This is a genomic window from Streptomyces caniferus (assembly GCF_009811555.1).
GTDB lineage: Bacteria > Actinomycetota > Actinomycetes > Streptomycetales > Streptomycetaceae > Streptomyces > Streptomyces caniferus.
This window is the reverse complement of record NZ_BLIN01000005.1, coordinates 2,837,204-2,857,557: the sequence shown is the minus strand read 5'-3', so window position 1 is coordinate 2,857,557 and position 20,354 is coordinate 2,837,204. Positions and strand designations below refer to the sequence as shown.

Here is a 20,354-nt window from a genome sequence, read left to right as displayed (position 1 = left end):
TGGCCTGAACGACCACCGGAGCCTGCGGTGCGGGCCCAACCCTCAGCCGCCCGGCTGTCGGCTCCGGAACCCCAACGAGGGCGGCACCTGTGCGGAGGTGCCGCCCTCGGTTTTTGTGCGGCAGGGGCGCTCCTGGGCCGTCGCTGTCGGCGCGTCGCGTTGTCGTGCGCTCCGGAACGGGAACGAGGGCGGCACCTGTGCGGAGGTGCCGCCCTCGCTTTCTCCGGACTCCCCCCTCGGGAGCTGCCGCCACCCCGGTCGGCGCGGGAAGGCGGCCTTCAGCGGGGCTGGCGACCGGCCGGGTGGTTGCCCATCACCCCCCACGGGATCGAGCAACCCGGTCCGTTCGCGCCGCCGCTGAATTGAGTACAAGCTTTCCTCCGACCTGCCCGGTGGCGCGACCACTTTCAAGTCTGGCCAAAAGGGCATGGTGACCGCGCGTGTTGGCGTGCATACTCAGGCGTGCCGGGGGCCGACGGAGCAAACCAGGGGTGGGGTTCGGTGTTACGCGTCCATTTCAGTGGACTCGATCTGGCCCGCGTGCGCATTGCGGCACGCCCGGACGCACTGTGGGAGACCGTCTTAAGCTTTCACCGGCTGCGCGACCGGCGGGACGATTCGACGTTCGGCAAATGGCGATCGGAAACGCGCGGAAAGTTGAATGGCGAAGCGCGACTGCTGGCGCCGCTCGTGCCCACCCGCGGGTATTTCCCCGATTTCCTGACGCCCGCCGAAGGCGTGCTGGGCCTGACCGACGCGCTCGCGGCGCTGCGCGAGACGCCCGCGAGCCGGCTGCACGAGGAACTCGCCCGGCTCTCCATGGCCGCCCGCCCGTTCCCGTCGTGGATACGGGCGATGGCCGAGGGGGACACCCGCGCCCTGGGCAGACTCGCCGGCATCCTCCAGCGCTACTACGAGGCGGCCGTCGCCCCGCACTGGCCGCGCGTCCAGAGCCGTATCGAGGCCGACCGGGCCGCCCGCGGCAGGGCGTTGCTCGACGGCGGCGCGGACCGGCTGCTCGCCTCGCTCCCGCCGATGATGCGCTGGCGCCCGCCCGTCCTGGAGGCCGACTATCCGGTGGACCGCGACCTCCACCTCGGCGGCCGGGGGCTGTTGCTGCTGCCGTCGTACTTCTGTCGCCGCACCCCGGTCACCTTCCACAACACGGACCTCACGCCCGTGCTGGTCTACCCCGTGGAACACCACACACCGCGGCTCACCCCGCAGGTCCCGCCGGAACGTTCCCTCGGCCGGCTCGTCGGCCAGACCCGTTCCGCGATACTCCAGGGCATCGGCGTCGGCTGCACCACCAGCGAACTCGCCCGCCGCGCCGATGTCTCGCTGGCCTCGGCCAGTCAGCACGCGACGGTGCTCCGCGACGCCGGCCTGCTGGTCACCCTGCGGCAGGGCAACGCGGTGCTGCACACCCTCACCCCGCTGGGCGCGGCCCTGCTGCGCGGTGCGCGTCCGGCGGAGGCGGCGGCGTACGAACGGCTGGGGTGAGCGGCCGAGGTGAACGGCGCCGGGGGCGTCTCCGGGCGCGTGGGGCACCCTGTGCCGCGCGCCGGGGGCGTCCTGGGCGCTCTGGGCGTGGGGCTGCTCGGCCCGTGCGCCGGGGACGCCCTGCCGCCCTCCGCGGGGCTCTGGGCGCCCGGCGGGTCCGTCCTCCTGACGGGCGCCGCCGGCTGTGCGAGGCCGCTGCCCGTCAGCAGGGGCGATCGCCCGCGATGGCGACCCGTTCGGCGACCCGGCGGTGCGGCCCGTAGTCGTTCACCGCGTAGTGCTGGGTGGCGCGGTTGTCCCAGAACGCGAGGTCCCCCGCCTGCCAGCGCCACCGCACCTGAAACTCCGGCACCTGCGCCTGCTGGAACAACAGCCGCAACAGCCGGTCGCTCTCCGCCTCCTCCAGACCCACGATCCGGGTGGTGAAGGAGGCGTTGACGAACAGCATCCGCCGCCCGGTCTCCGGGTGCCGGCGCACCACCGGGTGCTCAACCGGAGGGAACTCCTCCTGAAATGGCGCCAGTTGAGCCGCGGAGTAGAAGCGCGCGAAACCCGGGAGATAGTCGTGCACCGCCCGCGCGTCATTGATCCGTGCCCGGATTTCCGGAGGCAAATTGTCGTATGCCGCCGCCATATCGGCCCACATCGTGTCGCCGCCCGTGGGCGGGACCTCCCGCAGTTGCAACACCGCACCCAGCGCGGGCCGTTCCAGGAACGTGACATCCGTGTGCCATACGTTCTCGAACGTCGGGACCCCGCCGGCCGCCTTGTCGAACCGCACCACATCCTTCGAATCGCCCCGCGCCAGCAACGGGTTGCTCTCCAGCTCACCCCAATTACGAGCGAATTCGCGCTGTGCCGCGGAGCTCAGATGCTGCCCGCGGAAGAACAGCACCTTCCACTCCAGCAACGCCCGGTTCAGCTCCGCGCGCAGGCCGTCGGACAGCGGGCGGGACAGGTCCAGCCCACGGATTTCGGCCCCGATGGTGGCCGCCTGCGGCACGATCTCGAAGCGCTCGTACGGCCGGTCGTCCCAGCCTTCGGGAGTCCGGCGCAGGACGCGGTGACCTTCGTACAGGCCGTCGGCGGGGATGCGGTGGGGGCGCAGGGCGGGGGCGAGGGGAGCCGGGGAGTCGGCGAGGGTCGTCAACTGGTCCTCCTGAAGGGGAGCGGCGGAGAAGGGCGTAGGGGAGCGAGGGGAGGGAGAGTGCGCGCGGGAAGCCATGCACAGTGCGGGCGGAGCGCGTCGTGCGGCCACGGGGGACACGGCCGGGGAACGTTGGCCGTCGACGTCGGACGTCGGCGCGTGAAGCCGTCAGGACGTACAGGGACAGCAGACCGGGGGAGACCCCACCCGGCCGCGGCGGCGCAGGAAGCTCAGGCCGCGGGGCGCGCACTCGCCGTGGGGACCGCGGTCGCGCGGTGCCACCTCACGGGCGGTCGGGTGCGTGCTCATGCCACGCACCGTACTCCCTCGGGCGGGTGTCCTCAATCCGTCAGTCGTCGATTCCGCTGCGCTCCACGCCCGCGACGATGTACCGCTGGAGCAGCAGGAAGACCACCACCAACGGGGCGATCGAGACCGCCGCGGCCACGAACAGCTCGTGCAGATTGAGGTTCTGCGCGGTGGTGAACGTCGACAGCGCCACCTGCACCGTCCAGGCCTCCCGGTCCTGCCCGATCACCAGCGGCCACAGGAACGCGTTCCAGGCGCCGATGAAGACGATGGTGCCGACGGCGGCGAAGACCGGCCGGGCGTTGGGCACCACGATCCGCCAGTACGTCCGCCAGTAGCCGAGCCCGTCGACCCGTGCCGCGTCCTCCAGCTCCTTGGGGAAGCCCAGAAAGTACTGCCGGAAGATGAAGCAGGCGAACGCGCTGAACAGCGTCGGCACGACCAGCCCCCGCAGCGTGGAGATCCAGCCGAGCGTCGACACCAGCACGAAGCTCGGCACGAACGTCACGGCCGCCGGGACCATCAGCGTCCCCAGGATCGCGTAGAAGACGAGATTGGCCCGCCGGTAGGGGATCCGGGCCAGGCCGTATCCCGCGAGGGAGGCCAGCAGCACCGTACCGAGGGTCGTCGAGACCGCGATCAGCGTGGAGTTGAGCAGCGCCCGCCCCAGGGGGAGGTTCGGGTCCCGGAAGACCTCGGTCAGGTTCGACCACTGCAGCGTGTGCGGGAAGAACGTCCAGCCGGGCGCCGTGATGTCCCGCTCGGTCGCCAGCCCGTTCCGCACCAGCAGGTAGAAGGGGATCAGGAACAGCAGCGCGAGGGCGATCAGGAAGACGAGCCGCAGCGCGCGCCCGGCTCTGGTCAGCGCATCATGCATCGGTGCTCACTCCTCCTTGCGGCCGAGGCCGAACCAGCGGGCCTGGACGACCGTCGCCACCGCGATGATCAGCGCCAGGATCACCGCACCCGCGCTGCCCAGTCCGAGGTTCTGGTCCCGTCCGAGCGCCGTGTAGTACAGGTAGACCAACGGCGGCCGGGCGTAGGGCGGATAGCCGCGCGCGTCGCTCAGCAGGTTGTAGAACTCGTCGAACGCCTGGAACGCGTTGATCACCAACAGCAGCACCACTGCCACCGAGGTGGCGCGCAACTGCGGAAAGGTGATGTGCCGGAAGACCTGCCAGCCGGGCCGCGCGCCGTCCACCGCCGCCGCCTCGTACAACTGCGGCGAGATCCGCTGCAGCCCGGCCAGGAAGAGGATCATGTAGAACCCGGCCTGCAGCCACAGCCGTACGGTCACGATGACCAGCCAGTACCAGGGCGGATCGGTCGTCGACAGCCAGGCGGTCTGCTCCGCGCCGAACCACCCCAGCACGGTGTTGGCCAGCCCGAACCGCACCCCGTTGAAGATCGACAGCTTCCAGATCACCGCCGCGACGACATACGAGCAGGCCGTCGGCAGGAAGAACACCGACCGGAAGAACGCCTGGGCGAAGCGCAGCCGGTTGACCATCAGCGCGAGCGCGAGCGACAGCGCATAGGTCGCCGGCACGATGAACGCCGTGAACAGCAGAAAGGTGCCCAGGCTGCCGAGGAATGCCGGATCGCTCAGCATCGCGCCGTAGTTGCCCAGCCCGACGAAGTCCGAGCCGGCCGGACTCACGGTGTTGTGCGCGTCGAAGAAGCTCAGGTAGACGCTCCACACCAACGGCACGTAGGTGAACAGCCCCAGCCCGATCGCGAACGGCCCGACGAAGAGCCAGAACCAGAGATTCCGCCGCTGTGGGCCGAGCAGCCGGGCGCCGAGCGAGCGGGGCTCGGCGCCCGGCGCCACTGCGGCCCGCGGGGCCGGTACATCGGTGACCGCCTCTTCGGTCCGGCCCGCCGTCATTTCTTCTTGACCCGCCGCAGATCGGCCTCGACCTTGCGCACCACGGCCTTCAGCTCGCTCTCCGGGTTGGCGCCGCCCTTGATGATCCGGCTCAGCGCGTCCTGATAGGCGGTACGGTCCGGGGTCGTCCACAACAGCGGCTCGGCATATCCGTGTTCGGTCGCGAACCGGACCGCGTCCGCCGCCGGCCCGCTCTGCAGCTGCCGGGCCTTCTTCGCCAGGGAGATCCGGGCCGGGATGTGGAACCCGTACGACAGCGCGAAGTCCTGCTGGAAGTCGGTGCGGTCCACCCACAGCCACGTGGCGAACGCCTTCGCCTCCGCCGTCCGCTTGCTGCGCGCACTCACCGCGGAGCCGTAGGCGCCCACCGGAACGGAAGGCTTCCCTCCACTTCCGTCCTCCGGGAACGGCAGCACCCCGAAGTCGTCCCCCAGCGCCTTCTTGATCTGCGGCAGCGCCCACAGCCCCGACCACTGCATCGCGGTCAGCCCCTGGAGGAACGCGGCCGGATCGGACCAGTCCGTGGGCGCACCGAGCAGCAGCGACTTGTCCGCGTACAGCTGCCGGATCTTCCCGAGCGCACGAGCCGCCGCCGGATCGTCGAACCCGACCTTGCCGTCCGCACTGATCAGGCTCAGCCCGGCGGCGAACAACGGCGTTCCGCCGAGCACTCCGGCCCCGCCGTCATTGCCCAGGAAGAGTCCCTTGGTCTGCTTGTCGCTGAGCTTCTTCGCCCCGTCCACCAGCTCGTCGAGCGTCCGCGGCGGCTGGACCCCGGCCTTCTTCAGCAGACTCTTGCGGTAATAGAGCACCTGCATGTCCACGGCCTGCGGGATGCCCCAGATCTTGTCCTGCCAGATCTTCGGCGCCAGTACGGCCTGGTGGAAGTCGTCCCTCACCGGCTCGATCTCGGCGGTCAGATCGACGACCTGCCCGCCCTGGATCTGGTCCAGCAGCGGTCCGTTGACCTCGAAGACGTCCGGCCCCGAGTCGGTGAGCAGCGCGGCCGCCGTCTGCCGGTCGTAATCCCCCGGCCGCCACTGCACCGAGACGTCCGCCTTCGTGTACGCGGCGGCGTACCGCTTCACGGCCTGCTGGGTCCCCGGCTCCCCGTACTGGTGGTACCACTGACTGATTCCCGGACCCGAACCACCGCCCCCGCGGCCGGTGTTGGACCCGCACGCCGCCGCCAGCCCCGCGGCAAGGGCCACCCCGCCGCCGGCCGCCAACAGCCGCCGCCTGTCGATCTCCGCCATGGCACGTCGCCCCCTGCGCTCGTAACCTTCCGGTGATCGTCGATCACCGACGGTGCGACCGTCCACTCTGCCGCACGACTGTGAAGCGCGCAGGGCATCCGCACGAAACGGGGCCGCCCGGGAGGCCCGGGCTGCCGGCGCGCGCCCACGTGCGACAGCAACCGGCAGCCGCCCCCGTGCTTCAGCGGTGGCTCATCCTCGTCCCCGCCCACGCGGTACGCAGGACAATGCGAGCATGAACCCGCCTCAGGGAGTCGCGCTTCAGGGAGCCTCGGTCGTCCTCCGGCCGACAGCGGACGGCGATATCGAGACGCTCGGCCGTATCGTCCGGGAGCCGGAGGTCGCGGCCTGGTGGTCGGTGCCGGACGACTACCGGGAGATGCTCGCCGTCGTCGCCGACGGTGAGGTCATCGGGGCGATCCAGTTCGACGAGGAGACCCACCCCGAGTTCCGTCACGCCACCATCGACATCTTCCTCACCGCACAGCGACACGGCCAGGGCCTCGGCACGGACGCCGTACGCACCCTGGCCCGCTGGCTGATCCGCGAGCGCGGCCACCACCGCCTGACCATCGACCCGGCCGCCGCCAACACCGCCGCCATCCGCAGCTACCGCAAGGTCGGCTTCAAGCCCGTGGGCATCATGCGCGCGTACGGCCGCGACTACCGCACGGGCGGCTGGGCGGACGGGTTGCTGATGGATCTGCTGGCGGACGAGGTGACGTGAGGGGACGGGGCCGGGCCGCTTCGCAGAGCGAAGAGCGGGTCAGGTGGTGAACGACCTGTCCTCCGTGAGGTTGCCGTCCTGATCCCAACGCCGGCGCCGTGTTCGCCGGCCCTGCGGACTGAAAACGGAATGCTCCGCCAGCCGGCCGTTCGGGTGCCATCGGCGCCAGTCCCCGACGGCGAGACCCCACCGGGTCTGGCCTTCGTTCCTCTTCGACCCGTCGGAATACCACTCGGTCTGCGGCCCGGAGGGCACTCCCTCGACGTAGGAAATGAGGGCGCTCACCCGGCCGTCGGCATCCCGGTGGACGACTTCGCCGGTGAAGGGCTCGTCCTCGTGGTGGACGCGCATATCGTCGTCGCGGTATGAGTCCTCATCGTCGATGCGCAGGGTCACTCCGGTGCGGCAACAGGACTCCTCCCGCTACGCGTTGGCCTGGCGCTGTTTGCGGTACAGCGCGATGGCCGCCTCGGTGGGGAAGTTGGGCACGGTGACGGTCTCGCCGGTGTCCTTGGCCACGATGATCTTCGACCCGCCGGGCTGGGCCGGCTGGGGCGCGCCGGATGCGTCCGGTGTACGGGGGAAGGTGGCGTACACGAGGTAGCCGATGTCGAATTCGTGGACGTGCAGGGGGGCGGGGGAGCCGTCCGGGAGCTTCGGCTCGGCGTAGCGGCTACGGACGAGGGCGAGCGCTTCCTCGGGGGTGGTCGGCGGGGTGGGGCGGTCCTGCGGCATGGCGAGGTATCTCCTGTTCACCGGTGGGCCTCGGGCGGGGGGCGGGATGAGGCTCCACTCGCGGGCACACTCATCCCGCCACTGTCATTTTCCCGCCCGTCTCACAGCGTGTCCGGCCGGTAGAACTTGCGGAAAAGGGCGATCGAGTCGGGCAGCGGCCGCTGTGGGACGCGGCAGACCTCGCCGGTGTCCTTGGTGACCACGACGCAGGAACCGCCGGGGCTCCTGGGCCGGTTGCGCTTTCCCGACGGGGTGGTCGCGGGGTGGGGCGGGAGCTCGGCGTAGACGACATATCCGATGTCGAACTCGCTGACCTTGAGCGGGGCCGGGGTGCCGTCAGGCCATACGGGCGAGTACTGCGTGCGGGCGATCTCCACGGCTTCCTCGGCGCTGGCCGGCGCCGGGCGGGCGGGCTGTTCGGGGCCTGGGGGATTGGATGGCGTCATGGGGTTACCTCACCGTCCCGGTCAGTAGTCCTCTTCAAGGTCAACACTCCAGACGCCCGAATCCGTTCCGGGTTCATCGATGCTCGACAGCGTGATCTCCATATCTTCTCTGATCGCCTCCAGCTCGATCCGGCCGCCGGCCATGGCGAGCATGCACCGACCCGAGAGATACGTCTGGAGCAGATCGATGAAGGTGCGGAGGCTGCCGGCGATCAGAGCGGGCTCTTCGTCGTCCTCGGGGTCTGCCGGCAGCAAGTGGACCTGCCCGCTGGAGCCATGGACGGCGATGTCCCGCCCCCTCCACATGCCGATCCGGTAGTAGGGCCCTGGCGGATCCCACGACAGGACGTCGTCGTCGCCCGTGCCCAGCGCGGTGAGTGCGGGATCCTCGTCGAGCGCGAGCAGGCCCATCGCCGCGCCGTCGAATGCGGGCAGCCCCACCTCCTGGAGGAGGCGGAGAGCCTCTGCGTCGGCCGGATCGTCGGGGAGCGCATCGGCGGCGCAGCGTCGTACGGACTGCGGCTCGAACAATTCGGGCCAGAAGAGCCCACTACCGTCCGAGGCCTTCTTGCTGACGGCGCAGAGATATCCGGCGTCCTTGAGCAGGGGCTCGCCGTGCACCCGGTGGAGGCCCTCGAAGGCGTCCGGTGTCGTCGGCTCAACGGCGAACACCCCTCCCGAGCCGGTCACCACGGTGACGTTCTCGAAGCCGAGCCGGCCGGTGAGGAAGGCCGGCTCCTCGACGTGTTCGAGGAGATCGGCCCAATCGGGAGTGACACCGCTGTCCTCGTCCGGACGCCAGAGCGGCTCCCGTTGCCCCGCTGTGGGGAGCTCGCCTTGCCAGGGACCGGCGAGCGCCTCGCCCGACTCCGCATCCCACACCCGGAAGCGGTCGTCCCACAGCCCCCTGGCCGTCACGGCGGTCCGGCCCGGCCATGCACCTTCCGGTACAACCGCCGGCTGGGTGAGCGGACCGGGCTGCACGTACGGGGCGCCCATTCCGCCCGGCGGCCGCCAGTGTGCCCAGCGCACCCGCCAGGGCAGTGCTACGCCTGAGCGCTCGATCGCGGCAGCGGTCTCCTCGTCGCCGCGGACCGTGCTCGTGAGGTGCAGCCAGGACGCCCATTCGTGCTGCGGGAGGGAATCGACTCCGCTCAGCCAGAGGTTCGCGGCATCGGCGGCGAGGGTGTCGGGATCGATCCAGTCCGGATCCTGACTGTGGGCGGCGTCGATGAGGGCGACCTGCGAGAGGTGCGCCACCAGCCGTCCGTCCCGCTGCACTTCGTCGAAGACTCCGGCTTGGACAGCGTGCATCGCCAGTCCATGGGCCGCGTACCGGCCGACGGCGTCCGTCGAAGCCCAGCCCTGTGGCGCTGGCCGTCCGGCTGCCCAGTTCCGCAGCCACTCGACGAGCCGGCGGTTCACGGCCGTGAGCGCGTCGGACGGGACGGTGCGGCGCGCCGCCTCGGCGACCCGTTCGTCGCGGAACGAGACCGTGCCGTCCTCGGCGAGGGCGACGAGATGCGCCCCGTCCTCCAACAGGCCGTCCGTGTCGACGTGCTGTCCCTCGTAGGCGCCGAGAGCGCGCGTCAGCTCCTCCCATACGGCGAGCGGAGTGTGCCGGACTTCCGCCAGGGCGAGGGCTCGAAGTGCCGTGCTCCCCACCGCGTCCGCGCCGCGGCCGCCCGGCGGGATGCCGGCCGAGGCGGCTTCGGACGGCGGTGCGGCAAGGGTGACGACCAGGCGGTCGTGCGCCAACCTGTCGTCGTCCTGGGACCTTTCGACGAGGACCTTCGTCCGCGCCCCCACGGCCAGGTCGGAGGCCATGAGGCGGACGATCCGGTCGGGCTGCGGCGAGCGGCGGGTACGGCCCGCGCGCTGGACGTTGGTGAGGACGACGAGACTCTCGCGCACCGCGGAATCCGCCAGGGAGTCGGCCCATCCGGCACGTCGCTCCAAGGGCAGTTCCACGCCGGCGGAGGCCACGATCCGGTCGACGATCTCCTCGGCGGTCAGATCGGTGGCATCCACGGTCACCGCCCCGGGCACCGCGGCAGCGACCTCCGTCAGCACCTGGGTGCGGCCGCAGGCCGGCGGACCGGTCACCTCCGCCACGCGCTGAGCGCCGTGCCTCCACCAGTCGACAAGGCCGGTCACGGCCCGGTCGGGTGTCGTTCGCTCCGGATGCGGGATGTCGGACGTCATCACTGACTTTCGTGGGAGAGATTTCTCGTTCCGTCGAACTCTACAGCTGGTGCCCTATGAGGGACCACAGGGATTCCACCTTCTTGACGTGATCGTTCATTTCCTTGTCGCGCTCTTTTTCGGCGTCGGTCTTCGGGAACTCGCGCCTTACCTGAGAATTAATCTTCTTCTTCGCCTCTTCGGGCAGGGCCTGGTTCGGCTCCAGTCCCAGCTTTGCGCGCCGGGCCGCGTACAAAGCCTCCCTGCGGTTGCTTCTGTTGGCTTCCTGGGCCTGATCGGCGCGGTAGGTGGTGCTGTAGTAGATGGGCACGCCGGCCAGTTCCTTGCTCAGCAGATCCGAGCAGTTGGAACTGCTGAGGCCGCCCTTCTTGTCGCCGCACGGCTCCCGCTCGGTGTACAGGGCGGAAATCTTGTAATGGGGGCCGCTCGCCTCGTTGACCTCGGCGATCCAGTCGTAGAGGTGGCGTTCGGAGTGCTTTCCGCCGACTCCCTTTTTGTTCGGGTACGAAGAGTCCACCACGTACTCGATGCCGTGCGGGCCATCCAGCTCGATGACGGCGTAGTTCCGGTTGCTCAGATCGGGGATGTGCCCGGCGTCGCCGAGATGTTTGAGCCCCAGTTTGTCCATGAGCTTCTTGGCCTTGACGCCGATTTCCTTGTGCTTGAGGGCGCCTTCGGATTCTTTCCCGGTATCGATGGGATTCCCGTTCACGCCGTACTGCTCGTGAGCCGTATGACTGAGGCGAGCCAGCGTCGAGATGACCATCATCTTCTCGCCGCGGTTCAAATCGGCGAATCCCGGGAGGGCCTTGTTGAGGCCGTCGGTGGTGAATGTCGTCGGCTTGTGTGCGGCGGCGTGCGGATCGGAATCCTGCCCGGTGGCCACACGCAGGACATGAGCGAGTTGACCGCCCTTGGCCCAGTCGCTCAACTGCTGGTCGACGGCTCCGGGGACGAGACGGAAGACAGGGTTGCTCTCACGCACCCGTTGCTGTGCCGCATCGGCGGGCAGGCCGCTGCGGAGGTGTTGCGGACCCTCACGTTCCAGCCGGGGATGCGCATCATCGGGGTGCGGGATGAGGCTTGCCGGGGCCCCGGCAGGGTTGGCACTGGGGCGGCGAGTGCTGACGGACGGCGGAGCGGACGCTGCGGGTCTGCTGCCGGGCGGCGCGGTGTGTGCCGCGGGGCGGGTGCCGGCGTTGTGGTGCGGACGGGCGGGCGTAGCGGCCGGGTGGGGGCCCGAGGAGGTGGGGCGGGAGTCGGCAAGGGGGCGCCGGGCGGCGTCGAGAGGCACCGCGAAGACGCCGTGATCGCCGCTGTGGAGCGGTGTGTCGCTGCGGCGCCCCGTCTGGGCGTCGATGTAGGTGATCCGGTCGTGGTGGTTGACGACGTTCCAGGCGTGCGCACGGCCGTCGGCCCCCTGCGTCACGATCACGGCCTGGGAGCCGTGACCGGCATCGCGGAGGGTGCTCTCGATGCCGTCGAAGGCCCGCCGGCCATTGCCGAAGTCGGTGAAGCGAGCGCCGAGCGCGTTCTCCATCCGGTCCCGGCCGCCCGCTTCGCCACGGTCGGACGTCACACCGTCCGGAGTGCCGTCGGGGGTGCGAGCGCCCGCCGCGGTGGGGGTGCCGGCGTAGGTGTCCGCAGTGGACAGGGCTACGTCGACGCAGTTGTTGCTGCGGCCCGGAGTGTCCGCACCGGGCTGGTTGATGAAGTCGGTCCAGTTCCCCTCGTTCGGGTCCGGGTGGGGCTGGGCGACGCCGTCCGGGGTGCGCGGAACACTGTTCTCCAGATCCTGCTGCTGCGCCGGGTCGGGGTCGAGGATGCCGCCGGGGTCCGTCCGGGGACGCGTGTCCGCGGCGGAGTGCGCCGGCTCGGAGTCCGGGTGCGACTCCGGGGCCGAGGCCGGGTCCGAGGCCGGGTTCGGCTCCGGGTCCGAGGCCGGGTCCCGGTCCGGGTCCGACTCCGAGGCCGGTTCCGACTGTGCCTCCGCGGGCGGGTGTTCGGCGGGGGCATCGCCTTCGCCGGAGGGGTTCGTGTCGTGAGGCTGGTCTCGTCGGCCGCCGGGGTCGGAGTAGGTGGCGTCGTCGTCCGAAGGATGTCCCTCGGCCTCGGGCGTGCTCGGCGCGTGCAGCGGCCTTGCGTCGGCATCCAGCGAGATGTGCAGGACCGGGCCCGCGTACGCGGTGTTGATCGGGCGGCTCATCACCTCTCGCGACTGGGTGTCCACCCACACGACGGTCCCGTTGTAGTTGACCGCATTGAAGATGTGGGAGGTGCCGGGGCTTCCGTCGTCGTTGAGATAGCCGACCCAGACGATGGATGCCGCGCCGTGTCCGGCCTGCCGAAGCTCCTCGGCGATGTTCAGGTACGCATCGGCGCCCTCGCCCGCCTCCTGGAACTCCGTACCGAGCCATCGCTCGATGTTGTCCTCGCCGCCCCTCTCGCCGAAGCCGCCGTCTTCCATCCGCGGCGCGGAAACCTGCGGATTTCCGTACCAGGTCTCCAGGAACGACCGGCCGCAGTCGGCGCAGTTGTCGTCCCGGCCCGGTTCGTTGATGCCGCCGTCGTTCTGGAGGTCGGCCCAGGTGCCGTACGGGTCGGGGAACCGCTCGAAGTAGCCGTCCTCGTCACGCGGTATCGCGTCCTCGAGCGCCTGCTGGTCGTGGGGGTCGGGTGGGAGGAGTCCACCGTCCCCCTCCAGGAGCTCGTTGCGGAGATCGTCGAAGCTCGGGGCGTAGTACTCGTCGTGGTGATCCTCGGGTGACTCCTCGGAGAGAGGGTTGTCGCTCTGCTCCCCGGGGTCCGTGGAGGGATCGCCGGTGTCCTGATCGTGCGGTGCGTCAGCGTCGTACGGCTGCGCGTTCCCGTCGTCGGAACCCGGGTGACGAGGCGCGCCCGGCCGGCCGGCGGGCCGGTCGTCCGTTGCCGTCCGGGGCTGGTCACGCCGATCCGGGTCGCCGGGCGGGGTGGTGCCGTTCGCGTCCGGCCCGGTGCGCTGGGCCGGGGGCGTGGCGGACGGGCTGGGCGAGGCACCGTCAGCGGTGGTGGCCGCTGCGGACGGGTGAGGCGGCTGAGGTTGCTGTGGGGTGTACGGGGCCTGCGGCTGAGGTTGCTGCTGATACGGGTTGTGGTTCTGGGGTTGTTGGTAGGGCTGTTGCGTGTACGGGCCCGGCTGTTGCTGATGCGGCTGGGCGTAGGGGCCGGGTTGTTGCTGCTGCGGTTGCTGGGTGTACGGGTTCTGCTGCTGGTGCGGCTGTGGCTGGGCGTACGGCCCCGGCTGCTGTTGCTGGGGTTGCTGGTAGGGCCCAGGTTGTTGCGGTTGCGGTTGCGGTTGCTGCTGCTGGGTGTATGGGTTCGGCTGGGACTGCTGCGGGGTGTACGGGTTCGGCTGCTGCGGCTGCGGCTGCGGCTGCGGCTGCTGCTGGTACGGGTTGGGCTGTTGGTGCGGCTGCTGGGCGTAGGGGCCTGGCTGCTGCTGCTGGGGTTGCTGGTACGGCCCGGGCTGCTGCTGCTGTTGGTGCGGCTGCTGATAGGGACCAGGCTGCTGTGTGTGGGGCTGCTGTTGTGCGTACGGACCCGGCTGCTGTTGCGGGTTGGGCTGTGGCTGATGCGGCTGCTGGGCGTACGGGTTCTGCTGTTGGTGGGGCTGAGCGTGCGGGCCGGGCTGGTGCTGCGGCTGCGTGTAGGGGTTCGGCTGTTGCTGCGGGTGGGGCTGCTGCTGCGGCGACTGTTGTGCGTACGGGCCGGGCTGCTGTTGTGCGTACGGGTTGGGCTGCTGTTGAGCCTGTGCCTGTGCCTGCGCTTGGGCCTGCTGTTGTGCCTGTGCCTGTGCCTGTGCCTGTGCCTGTGCCTGTGCCTGCGCTTGGGCCTGCTGTTGTGCCTGTGCCTGGGCTTGAGCCTGTTGCTGGTTCTGCTGGGCCTGGGCCTGCTGCTGAGCCTGTTGCTGGGCCTGCGCCTGGGCCTGGGCTTGCTGCTGAGCCTGTTGCTGGGCCTGCGCCTGTGCCTGGGCCTGCTGCTGAGCTTGGGCTTGGGCCTGTTGCTGTGCCTGTTGCTGGGCTTGCTGCTGGTTCTGCTGGGGCTGGGCCTGGTTTTGCTGGTTCTGCGGGTTCTGCTGCTGCGGGGTCTGGCTCTGGGCCGTGGCAGGGTCGAACGGCTGGCGGTTGGCGTCCAGAACGAGGTGCCAGACACCCTTGGCCTGGGTGTTGATGGGCTGGTCGCTGACCTTGCCGGTCTGGCTGTCGACCCAGACCACAGTGCCGTCGTGGTTGACGGCATTGAAGACGTGCGCGCCGCCGGAGCTGCCGTCGGGCCTGTCCGGCCAGGTGACCAGCACCGCTGCGGCCGCGCCGGGCCCCGCCGCGCGGAGGTCGTCGGCTATTCGGGTGTAGCCGTCCTGGGAATTCGGCCCGGAGTTACGGAACTTGGCTCCCGTGTACTCCTCGATGTTGCGGGTGCCGTCGTGCTCCCCGGACGCGCGGTCGATGCCGCCCTTGCCGTCCGGATCGTAGGTGCGGACGGCGGACACCTGCGGGTTGCCGTACCAGGACTCCATGAAGGAGCGGGTGCAGTCGGCGCAGTTGTTGGAGCGGCCGAGGACGGTGGGGCCGCCGTCGTTCTGAAGCTGGGCCCAGGGCTGGAACGGGTCGTTGAAAGCCCGCGGAGTGCCGTCCGGGTTGCGCGGGAAGCTCGCCACCAGCGCCTGCTGGTCGTGCGGGAACGGCGAGTACAGGCCGCTGGGCTGGATGTTGAGACCGACCCGCACGTCGGTGTGGCTCCGCAGGTTCGAGGGCTGCGCGACCGGCGGCTGGTGCTGGTCCGGAGTGGGCTGGGGCTGGCCGGGGCTCTGGTGCTGTGGCGCGTGCTGCTGGTGGGGAGCCGACTGGGGCGGAGCCTGCTGCTGGTGCGGTGCGGGCTGTTGCTGTTGCTGCTGTTGATTCTGTGGCTGGTGCTGTTGGGGGTTCTGCTGCTGAGGGTTCTGCTGCTGGGTGGGCGTGGTGCTCTGGAGCGTGGGTTGCGACTGGTGCTGTGGCTGCTGTTGAGGAGTCGGCTGCTGCTGCGGCTGTGGGTTCTGGTGCGGGAGATGGGGGTTCGGCGCCCCGGGAGCCTGGGCAGCAGGGCGCGACGGGGCCTGCTCGGGACCGTCGTCCTGGGCGCGATCCGAACGGGCGGGTCGAGGCTGCTGCGTGGCGTCCGGGCGGGGAGTGACCGGGCGGGCGCCGTCGGGCCGGGTTCCGTCAGGGCGGTTGCCGTCGGGACGGGGCGTATCAGGGTGTGTCGAATCGGGACGTGTCGAATCGGGCCGGGTGGCATCGGGGCCGGAGCCGTCGGGGCGCGTGCTGTCGGGCCGGTTGCCGTCGGGACGCGTTCCCTCCGGGCGGGGGCCCTCGGGCCGTGTCCCGTCCGGACGGGTGCCCTCCTGGTGCGAGGCCGGCCGGTCCTGCTGGGGGTGCTGCTGTCGGCCGTCGCCCTGACCCGGGGTGTCCGGGCGGGTGGGACCGGTGTTGTCGGGGTGGGAGTCGGTGTCGCGGAGGGGCCCGTCGAGGCGGGGGTTGTGCGGGGGGCGCTCGGGGGTCGGCTGCTGGGTGTGGTCGTGGACGACCTGCGAGCCGTCGGGGCGGCGGTTGTCGCCGGGAGGTGTGCCGGGGGCGTCGCGGCGGGGGCCGTCCAGACGGGGGTTGTACGGGGCCGAGGTCTGTTCCCTGCGGGGGCCGTCGAGACGCGGGTTGTAGGCGGGGCGGTCCGGGGTGGGCTGCTGGGTGACGTCGCGGATCGCCTGGGAACCGTCGGGGCGGCGGTTGGTGGGGCGGGCGGACGCGTTGCCGTTACCGGCGGGCGGCGTCGTCCCGCCGCGGGGCGCGGTGGCGCCGGGACCGCCCTGGGGCGGCACGGCGCCCATCATCATCGGCCCGTTGGCCTGGGGGTTGTTGGGCTGGGACTGCTGGGGCGCGGGGGTGGCGGACGCGCCGGCGTCGGGGGCGTGCTGGGTGGGCGGGGGCAGGGTCGCCGTGCCCGCGGACTGGGTGGTGACGGTGGTGTCGTCGGCGTCGTCCACGGTGGGCATGGGGTCGCCGGGCGCCGGGTCACGCTGCTGGATGGGCTGGCCGGTCGACGGCGTGTGCTGTACGGGGGCGCCCTGGGGCGGGGCGCCGACGTGCGGCATCGAGGGGCGGCCGCCACCGGTGGTGGAGGCGTCCCCGTTGTGAGCGCCGTTGCCGTTGCCGGTTCCGTCGTGGGAGCCCTGCGGGCTGTCGCCGTAGGAGGGCGGGTTGCCCGCTACGGGATCCAAGGGCGGTGCGGGGGCCGGAGACGGCTGGGAGGCGTCGGGGTGGGAAGGGCCGTCCGCCTGGGGTGCGTCGGGGTGGGACGGACTGCCCTGCTGGGGGGAGTGGTCCGGCGCGGGGGCGGGGCGGGCCCCGTCCGGGGAGTTGTCGTGGGCCGGTTGGGTGCTGACCGCGTCCGCGTCGGGGCGCGCTGCCTCGGGCGTGTGGTCGGGCGTCGGCTGGGTGCTGAAGCCGTCCGCGTCCGGGCGGGCGAAGTCAGGGGTGTTGTCCCGGGCGGGCTGGGTGCTGACGGAATCCGCGTCCGGGCGGGCCGCGTCGGGGGTGTGGTCGGGCGCGGGTTGGGTGCTGACCGCATCGGGGTCGGGGCGGGCCGCGTCCGGGGTGGTGTGGTCGGGCGTCGGCTGGGTGCTCGGTGTGTCCGAGTCCGGGCGGGAGGCGTCAGGCGTGGGGCCCGAGTCGGGGGTGGGTCCGCTGTCCGGGGTGTGCCCGGCATCGTGGGTGGGGGAGCCCGCGTAGGGGCTGTCGTTGCCGCCCTGGAAGCCCTCGTCGAAGGGGGAGCGCTGCGCCGGGGGCGGCAGGGGCTGCGCATCGGGGACGCGGTGCGCAGGGTCGGAGCCGTGGGAGGAGCTGTCGGAGGAGGACGGGTTGGTCCCCGCGCCCGCGTTGTCCGAGGCGCGGGGGCTGTGGGTGGCGGACCCGCCGCCGTCCGAGCCTCCGCGGTTGCCGCTGCCGCCGCTGGAGTCGTTGGAGGTGCTGGAGGAACCGCCGCCGTCGGAGCCGCTGCCCGAGCTGTCCCCGGAGCCGCCGTTGGAGCCCGACCCACTGGCCGAGTTGCTCCCGGAGCCGCCGTCGGACGACGACCCGCTGCCCGAACCGTCGCCGGACCCCGAACCGTCGCCGGACCCTGACCCGCCGCCGTCCCCGCTGCCGCTGCGCGAGCCACTGCCGGAGTTGCTGCCGGAACCGCTGTCCGAGCTGCTGGAGCCGCCGCTGTCCTCGCCGCCGTCCCCGTGTTCGCCGCCGCGCCCGGCCGCGTGGTCCAGCCCGCCGCGGGCGTGGTGGCCCGCGCGGTGGCCGGCGCCGTCGCGCAGGCTCTCGCCGAGGGATTCGCCGGTGTTCTTGATGGCGTCGGTGGCGGCGCTCTGGCCCTCCTTGAGGGTCCGTCCGACGTTGTAACCGTTCTGGGCGCCGAAGTTCTGGTTGACGGTCTGCGCGATGAGGTCGGAGGCCATGGCCTCCAGCGCGGAGATCACCGGCTCCTTGGCGGCCTCCATGATCGCGTCGAGGACCTGCTTGGCGACTTCCTTGAGGATCTTGCGGACCATCTCACGGGTCGCGAGCGTGGCGGCCGCGCCACCGATCTCGGACAAGCCGAGCGTGAACGGGGCCGCGGCCTGCGCCGCGATGATTTCGGCGGCCAGGATCGCCAATTGGACGATCACGGCGATCTTCATGCCGATGACCAGCGTGGCGGCGGCCTCGAAGGTGAAGGCGAGGACCTCGGCCGCCTGCGCGGCATCGTGGAAGTACCCCGAGCCGCCGGAGAACTTCTCCCAGGCCTTGCTGAAGCCCTCGATGGCGTCGCCGGAGTTCTCCCCGAGCACATTGCTCGCGTAGGTGTTGCCGCGGGACTGGTGTCCTTCGACCTCCGCCGCGAATGTCCGCCAGACCTGGGCGCATTCGATCAGTTTGTCCTCGTCTGCGGTCGGCCAGTTGAAGCCGAGCATCTCCAGGACCCACTCAAGAGGATCCGGCAGCATGACAGACACGATGGAGCTCCCCCGTGGAAAACGTGCATTCAGGCGTGTGGCGGATGCGGTGCGCGCAGAGCGGCCACCGCGTCAGAGGCTTCGCAGCCGGCAGGCGGAATCAGTGCTGTGCGGGTCGCCACGACGTACGGACGACCTCGTCCTGGGCCGTCGGGTCCTGCCAGGCCTGCGGGTTGTCGACGTGCTGCTTCATGAGCGAGTCGTTGAAGTCCTCGTTCTCCGCGTGGTTCCTGGACATCGACGTCAACGCCTTGCCGATCTCCTGGAGCTTCGAGGAGAGGTGGCCCATCGACTCGTTCATGCCGTCGCGCACACCCTCGTAGACGACGCCGAACTTCTCGCCGAGGTCGTCATCCCCCCACGGCGGGGCGCCGTCCTTGCTGTCGAACGTCGTCAGACCGCTCATGAACTGCTGGCCGAACGACTTCTCCGGCGGCGCCGCTTCCTGCCCGTTGCTGGGCGGCCCCGCCCCCAGCGCGTGCAGGCCGTCCATCAGCCGCGCCACCGAGGAGTAGAAGTCCTCGCCGAGCTTGACGAAGTTCGTTCCCTCAGCCTTGAGGCTTTCCACATCGGTCTGGAATCCGCCAGCTCCGGCCACAACGTCCCCCGTGTTGGTAATGGCTAGCCAATGAAAGATTCAAGCCAAAGCTTAGCTCCTCGTGTTGACAGCCCGCCAGATGCAGTGGTGGGTCCCCATCCACGTAGCGGGGGAGCTTCGGCCGGGGCTCAGTTGGCGCTTCGGTTCCGGAGGTCGTGGTAGAGCTCGACGGCCGACTCGGGCGGGAAGTTGGGCAGGGAGGTCACTTCGCCGTCGATCTTGGAGATCACGACATTGCTTCCACCGGGGTCCGCGGGAGGGGCGGTGGGGTCCTCGGCGGGCGGCCAGCCCGCGTGGATCAGGTAGCCGATGTCGAATTCATGGACGTACAGCGCAACCGGTCCGCCCGGTGAGCCGACCTCGGGGAAGTGATTCCGGCCGATCTCCAGCGCCTCGGCCTCGTTCGTCGGAACGGGCTGCGGGCCGGTCCGCGGAGGGAGCGGCGGCGGCGTGGGGGGCAGGCCGGGAGTGCTGCCCGGACGGTCGGAATCGGTCATGGTGCTGGCTCCTCGGGGCTGGTTCTTGTGGGTGACGGTCAACCTAGCTCACGCCGTGGCGGCCCGGTTGGTTCTTCTCCGCCCCCCCACGAACGCTCCCGCTCACCCGAACAGCACCCGTGCCAGCCAGAACTCCAGCAGCTCCGCGTCGCCGGTGATGTCGAAGGTGCCGCCGTCGGCGGGGGTGCGGCCGTAGATGAGGAGCAAGAGGTCCGTCAGGGGGGCGCGGACGGAGACGGCGGCCGGTTCCTGGGCGCGGCGCCAGGCCAGGGTGTCGCCGGTGAGGTCCACGATCCAGTCGGCGGATGCTTCCGGTGGGGTGTCCGTGGCGTGGAAGTGGAGGGTGCGGCCGGGGCCGAGGAGTGTGCGGCGGTCGGGGTGGAAGTCGAACATCTCGGGCAGGGAGCCGAGTTCCATCCACTCGTCGAGGGTGTCGAGGGCGATGCGCTGGTCGACGGTGAAGTCACCGCCGAGGGCGAGTGTCACATCGGCTCGGTGCATGACTGTCTCGTGGGCCATGCGGCGGGCGAAGAAGCGTGGGGAGCCGGAGGGGAGCGGGGTCCAGATCCGGATATCGGGGCCCGCGGTGCGCAGCGTGTCCGCGAGGCGCCGGGCGCCTTCGGTGAGCCAGGAGGCGACATCGGCGGGGGACTGGTGGATGTCGCGGGGGAGGACGCGGAGGGCATTGTCGGGCGGGGGCTCGGTCGCCCGGGTCCGCACGAGGCCCTCGACCCAGCGATGGGCCTCGCCCAGGTGGCGGAGCAGCTGGGCGAGGTTCCAGTCGGGGCAGGAGGGGACGGTGGTCGTCAGGTCGGCGTCCTGCTCCGTGAGGCAGGACGCCAGTAGTACGGCCTGGTCGACGAGGGCGGCACAGTGACCGTCGTAATCCATGGCGGGCTTTGCGGAGGTCATGTCCTCACGGTAGGACGCCCCACTGACAACGGAGCGTCACCACGAGTGGGCGCGCCCTTCTCCGGGGAACGCGTACGC

Annotated in this window: 15 protein-coding genes; 2 read left to right on the top strand and 13 right to left on the bottom strand. The window is 70.9% G+C overall.

Translation table 11 applies throughout. The annotated features are described in order from the left end of the window. Positions 1–657 precede the first annotated feature (657 nt). A complete protein-coding gene (locus Scani_RS29120; RefSeq protein WP_159480768.1) occupies positions 658–1,503 on the top strand; it encodes an ArsR/SmtB family transcription factor in 846 nt (281 codons plus the stop codon). A gap of 202 nt (positions 1,504–1,705) precedes the next feature. Here Scani_RS29120 and Scani_RS29115 read toward each other — a convergent pair whose 3' ends face one another. From Scani_RS29115 to Scani_RS29095, 5 genes are all read right to left on the bottom strand, one after another. After that, on the bottom strand, positions 1,706–2,653 hold the full coding sequence (locus tag Scani_RS29115) for a TauD/TfdA dioxygenase family protein (RefSeq protein WP_159480767.1): 948 nt from the start codon (positions 2,651–2,653) through the stop codon (positions 1,706–1,708). 165 nt (positions 2,654–2,818) lie between these two features. Next, positions 2,819–2,959, bottom strand: coding sequence for a hypothetical protein (locus Scani_RS29110; RefSeq protein WP_159480766.1), 141 nt, complete (start codon positions 2,957–2,959; stop codon positions 2,819–2,821). 40 nt (positions 2,960–2,999) lie between these two features. Beyond that, positions 3,000–3,836, bottom strand: a complete 837-nt coding sequence (locus Scani_RS29105) for a carbohydrate ABC transporter permease (RefSeq protein ID WP_159480765.1) — start codon at positions 3,834–3,836, stop codon at positions 3,000–3,002. Positions 3,837–3,842: 6 nt separating this feature from the next. Beyond that, on the bottom strand, positions 3,843–4,847 hold the full coding sequence (locus Scani_RS29100) for a carbohydrate ABC transporter permease (RefSeq protein ID WP_246296210.1): 1,005 nt from the start codon (positions 4,845–4,847) through the stop codon (positions 3,843–3,845). Further along, positions 4,844–6,103 carry an ABC transporter substrate-binding protein gene (locus Scani_RS29095; protein ID WP_159480764.1) on the bottom strand — a complete coding sequence of 420 codons (1,260 nt, stop codon included), beginning with the start codon at positions 6,101–6,103 and terminating at the stop codon, positions 4,844–4,846. The genes Scani_RS29100 and Scani_RS29095 overlap by 4 nt, the downstream gene beginning before the upstream one ends. Before the next feature lie 235 nt (positions 6,104–6,338). On the opposite strand from Scani_RS29095, the gene aac(6') reads away from it, so the two are divergent. Then, the gene (aac(6'), locus tag Scani_RS29090; RefSeq protein ID WP_159480763.1) at positions 6,339–6,830 is read left to right on the top strand and encodes an aminoglycoside 6'-N-acetyltransferase; all 492 of its coding nucleotides are present in this window, start codon (positions 6,339–6,341) and stop codon (positions 6,828–6,830) included. A gap of 39 nt (positions 6,831–6,869) precedes the next feature. On the opposite strand, the gene Scani_RS29085 is transcribed toward aac(6'), so the two are convergent. The 8 genes from Scani_RS29085 to Scani_RS29050 all read right to left on the bottom strand — a co-directional run bounded on the left by Scani_RS29085 (position 6,870) and on the right by Scani_RS29050 (position 20,276). Continuing rightward, entirely contained in the window at positions 6,870–7,226 is a 357-nt protein-coding gene (locus Scani_RS29085; RefSeq protein ID WP_159480762.1) for a toxin-antitoxin system YwqK family antitoxin, read from the bottom strand. A gap of 27 nt (positions 7,227–7,253) precedes the next feature. Then, complete coding sequence (locus Scani_RS29080; protein WP_159480761.1) at positions 7,254–7,565, bottom strand: SUKH-4 family immunity protein; 312 nt, start codon at positions 7,563–7,565, stop codon at positions 7,254–7,256. A 101-nt stretch (positions 7,566–7,666) separates the two neighbouring features. After that, positions 7,667–8,011: an SUKH-4 family immunity protein gene (locus Scani_RS29075; protein WP_246296208.1), complete on the bottom strand. Its 345-nt coding sequence runs from the start codon at positions 8,009–8,011 to the stop codon at positions 7,667–7,669. A 21-nt stretch (positions 8,012–8,032) separates the two neighbouring features. After that, entirely contained in the window at positions 8,033–10,216 is a 2,184-nt protein-coding gene (locus Scani_RS29070; protein WP_159480760.1) for an SUKH-4 family immunity protein, read from the bottom strand. A gap of 40 nt (positions 10,217–10,256) precedes the next feature. After that, on the bottom strand, positions 10,257–18,260 hold the full coding sequence (locus Scani_RS41845; RefSeq protein WP_281392303.1) for a toxin glutamine deamidase domain-containing protein: 8,004 nt from the start codon (positions 18,258–18,260) through the stop codon (positions 10,257–10,259). Between the two features lie 109 nt (positions 18,261–18,369). Continuing rightward, on the bottom strand, positions 18,370–18,837 hold the full coding sequence (locus Scani_RS29060) for a hypothetical protein (protein ID WP_159482439.1): 468 nt from the start codon (positions 18,835–18,837) through the stop codon (positions 18,370–18,372). A gap of 158 nt (positions 18,838–18,995) precedes the next feature. Continuing rightward, positions 18,996–19,364, bottom strand: a complete 369-nt coding sequence (locus Scani_RS29055; protein WP_159480758.1) for an SUKH-4 family immunity protein — start codon at positions 19,362–19,364, stop codon at positions 18,996–18,998. A gap of 102 nt (positions 19,365–19,466) precedes the next feature. Further along, the gene (locus Scani_RS29050) at positions 19,467–20,276 is read right to left on the bottom strand and encodes a maleylpyruvate isomerase family mycothiol-dependent enzyme (protein WP_246296206.1); all 810 of its coding nucleotides are present in this window, start codon (positions 20,274–20,276) and stop codon (positions 19,467–19,469) included. Positions 20,277–20,354 lie beyond the last annotated feature (78 nt).

Bases quoted from the DNA above. Each gene is read 5' to 3' on its own strand.
- Scani_RS29110 (WP_159480766.1), bottom strand. From the start codon at position 2,959: ATGAGCACGCACCCGACCGCCCGTGAGGTGGCACCGCGCGACCGCGGT.
- Scani_RS29105 (WP_159480765.1), bottom strand. From the start codon at position 3,836: ATGCATGATGCGCTGACCAGAGCCGGGCGCGCGCTGCGGCTCGTCTTC.
- Scani_RS29100 (WP_246296210.1), bottom strand. From the start codon at position 4,847: ATGACGGCGGGCCGGACCGAAGAGGCGGTCACCGATGTACCGGCCCCG.
- Scani_RS29095 (WP_159480764.1), bottom strand. From the start codon at position 6,103: ATGGCGGAGATCGACAGGCGGCGGCTGTTGGCGGCCGGCGGCGGGGTG.
- Scani_RS29080 (WP_159480761.1), bottom strand. From the start codon at position 7,565: ATGCCGCAGGACCGCCCCACCCCGCCGACCACCCCCGAGGAAGCGCTC.
- Scani_RS29075 (WP_246296208.1), bottom strand. From the start codon at position 8,011: ATGACGCCATCCAATCCCCCAGGCCCCGAACAGCCCGCCCGCCCGGCG.
- Scani_RS29070 (WP_159480760.1), bottom strand. From the start codon at position 10,216: ATGACGTCCGACATCCCGCATCCGGAGCGAACGACACCCGACCGGGCC.
- Scani_RS41845 (WP_281392303.1), bottom strand. From the start codon at position 18,260: ATGCTGCCGGATCCTCTTGAGTGGGTCCTGGAGATGCTCGGCTTCAAC.
- Scani_RS29055 (WP_159480758.1), bottom strand. From the start codon at position 19,364: ATGACCGATTCCGACCGTCCGGGCAGCACTCCCGGCCTGCCCCCCACG.
- Scani_RS29050 (WP_246296206.1), bottom strand. From the start codon at position 20,276: ATGACCTCCGCAAAGCCCGCCATGGATTACGACGGTCACTGTGCCGCC.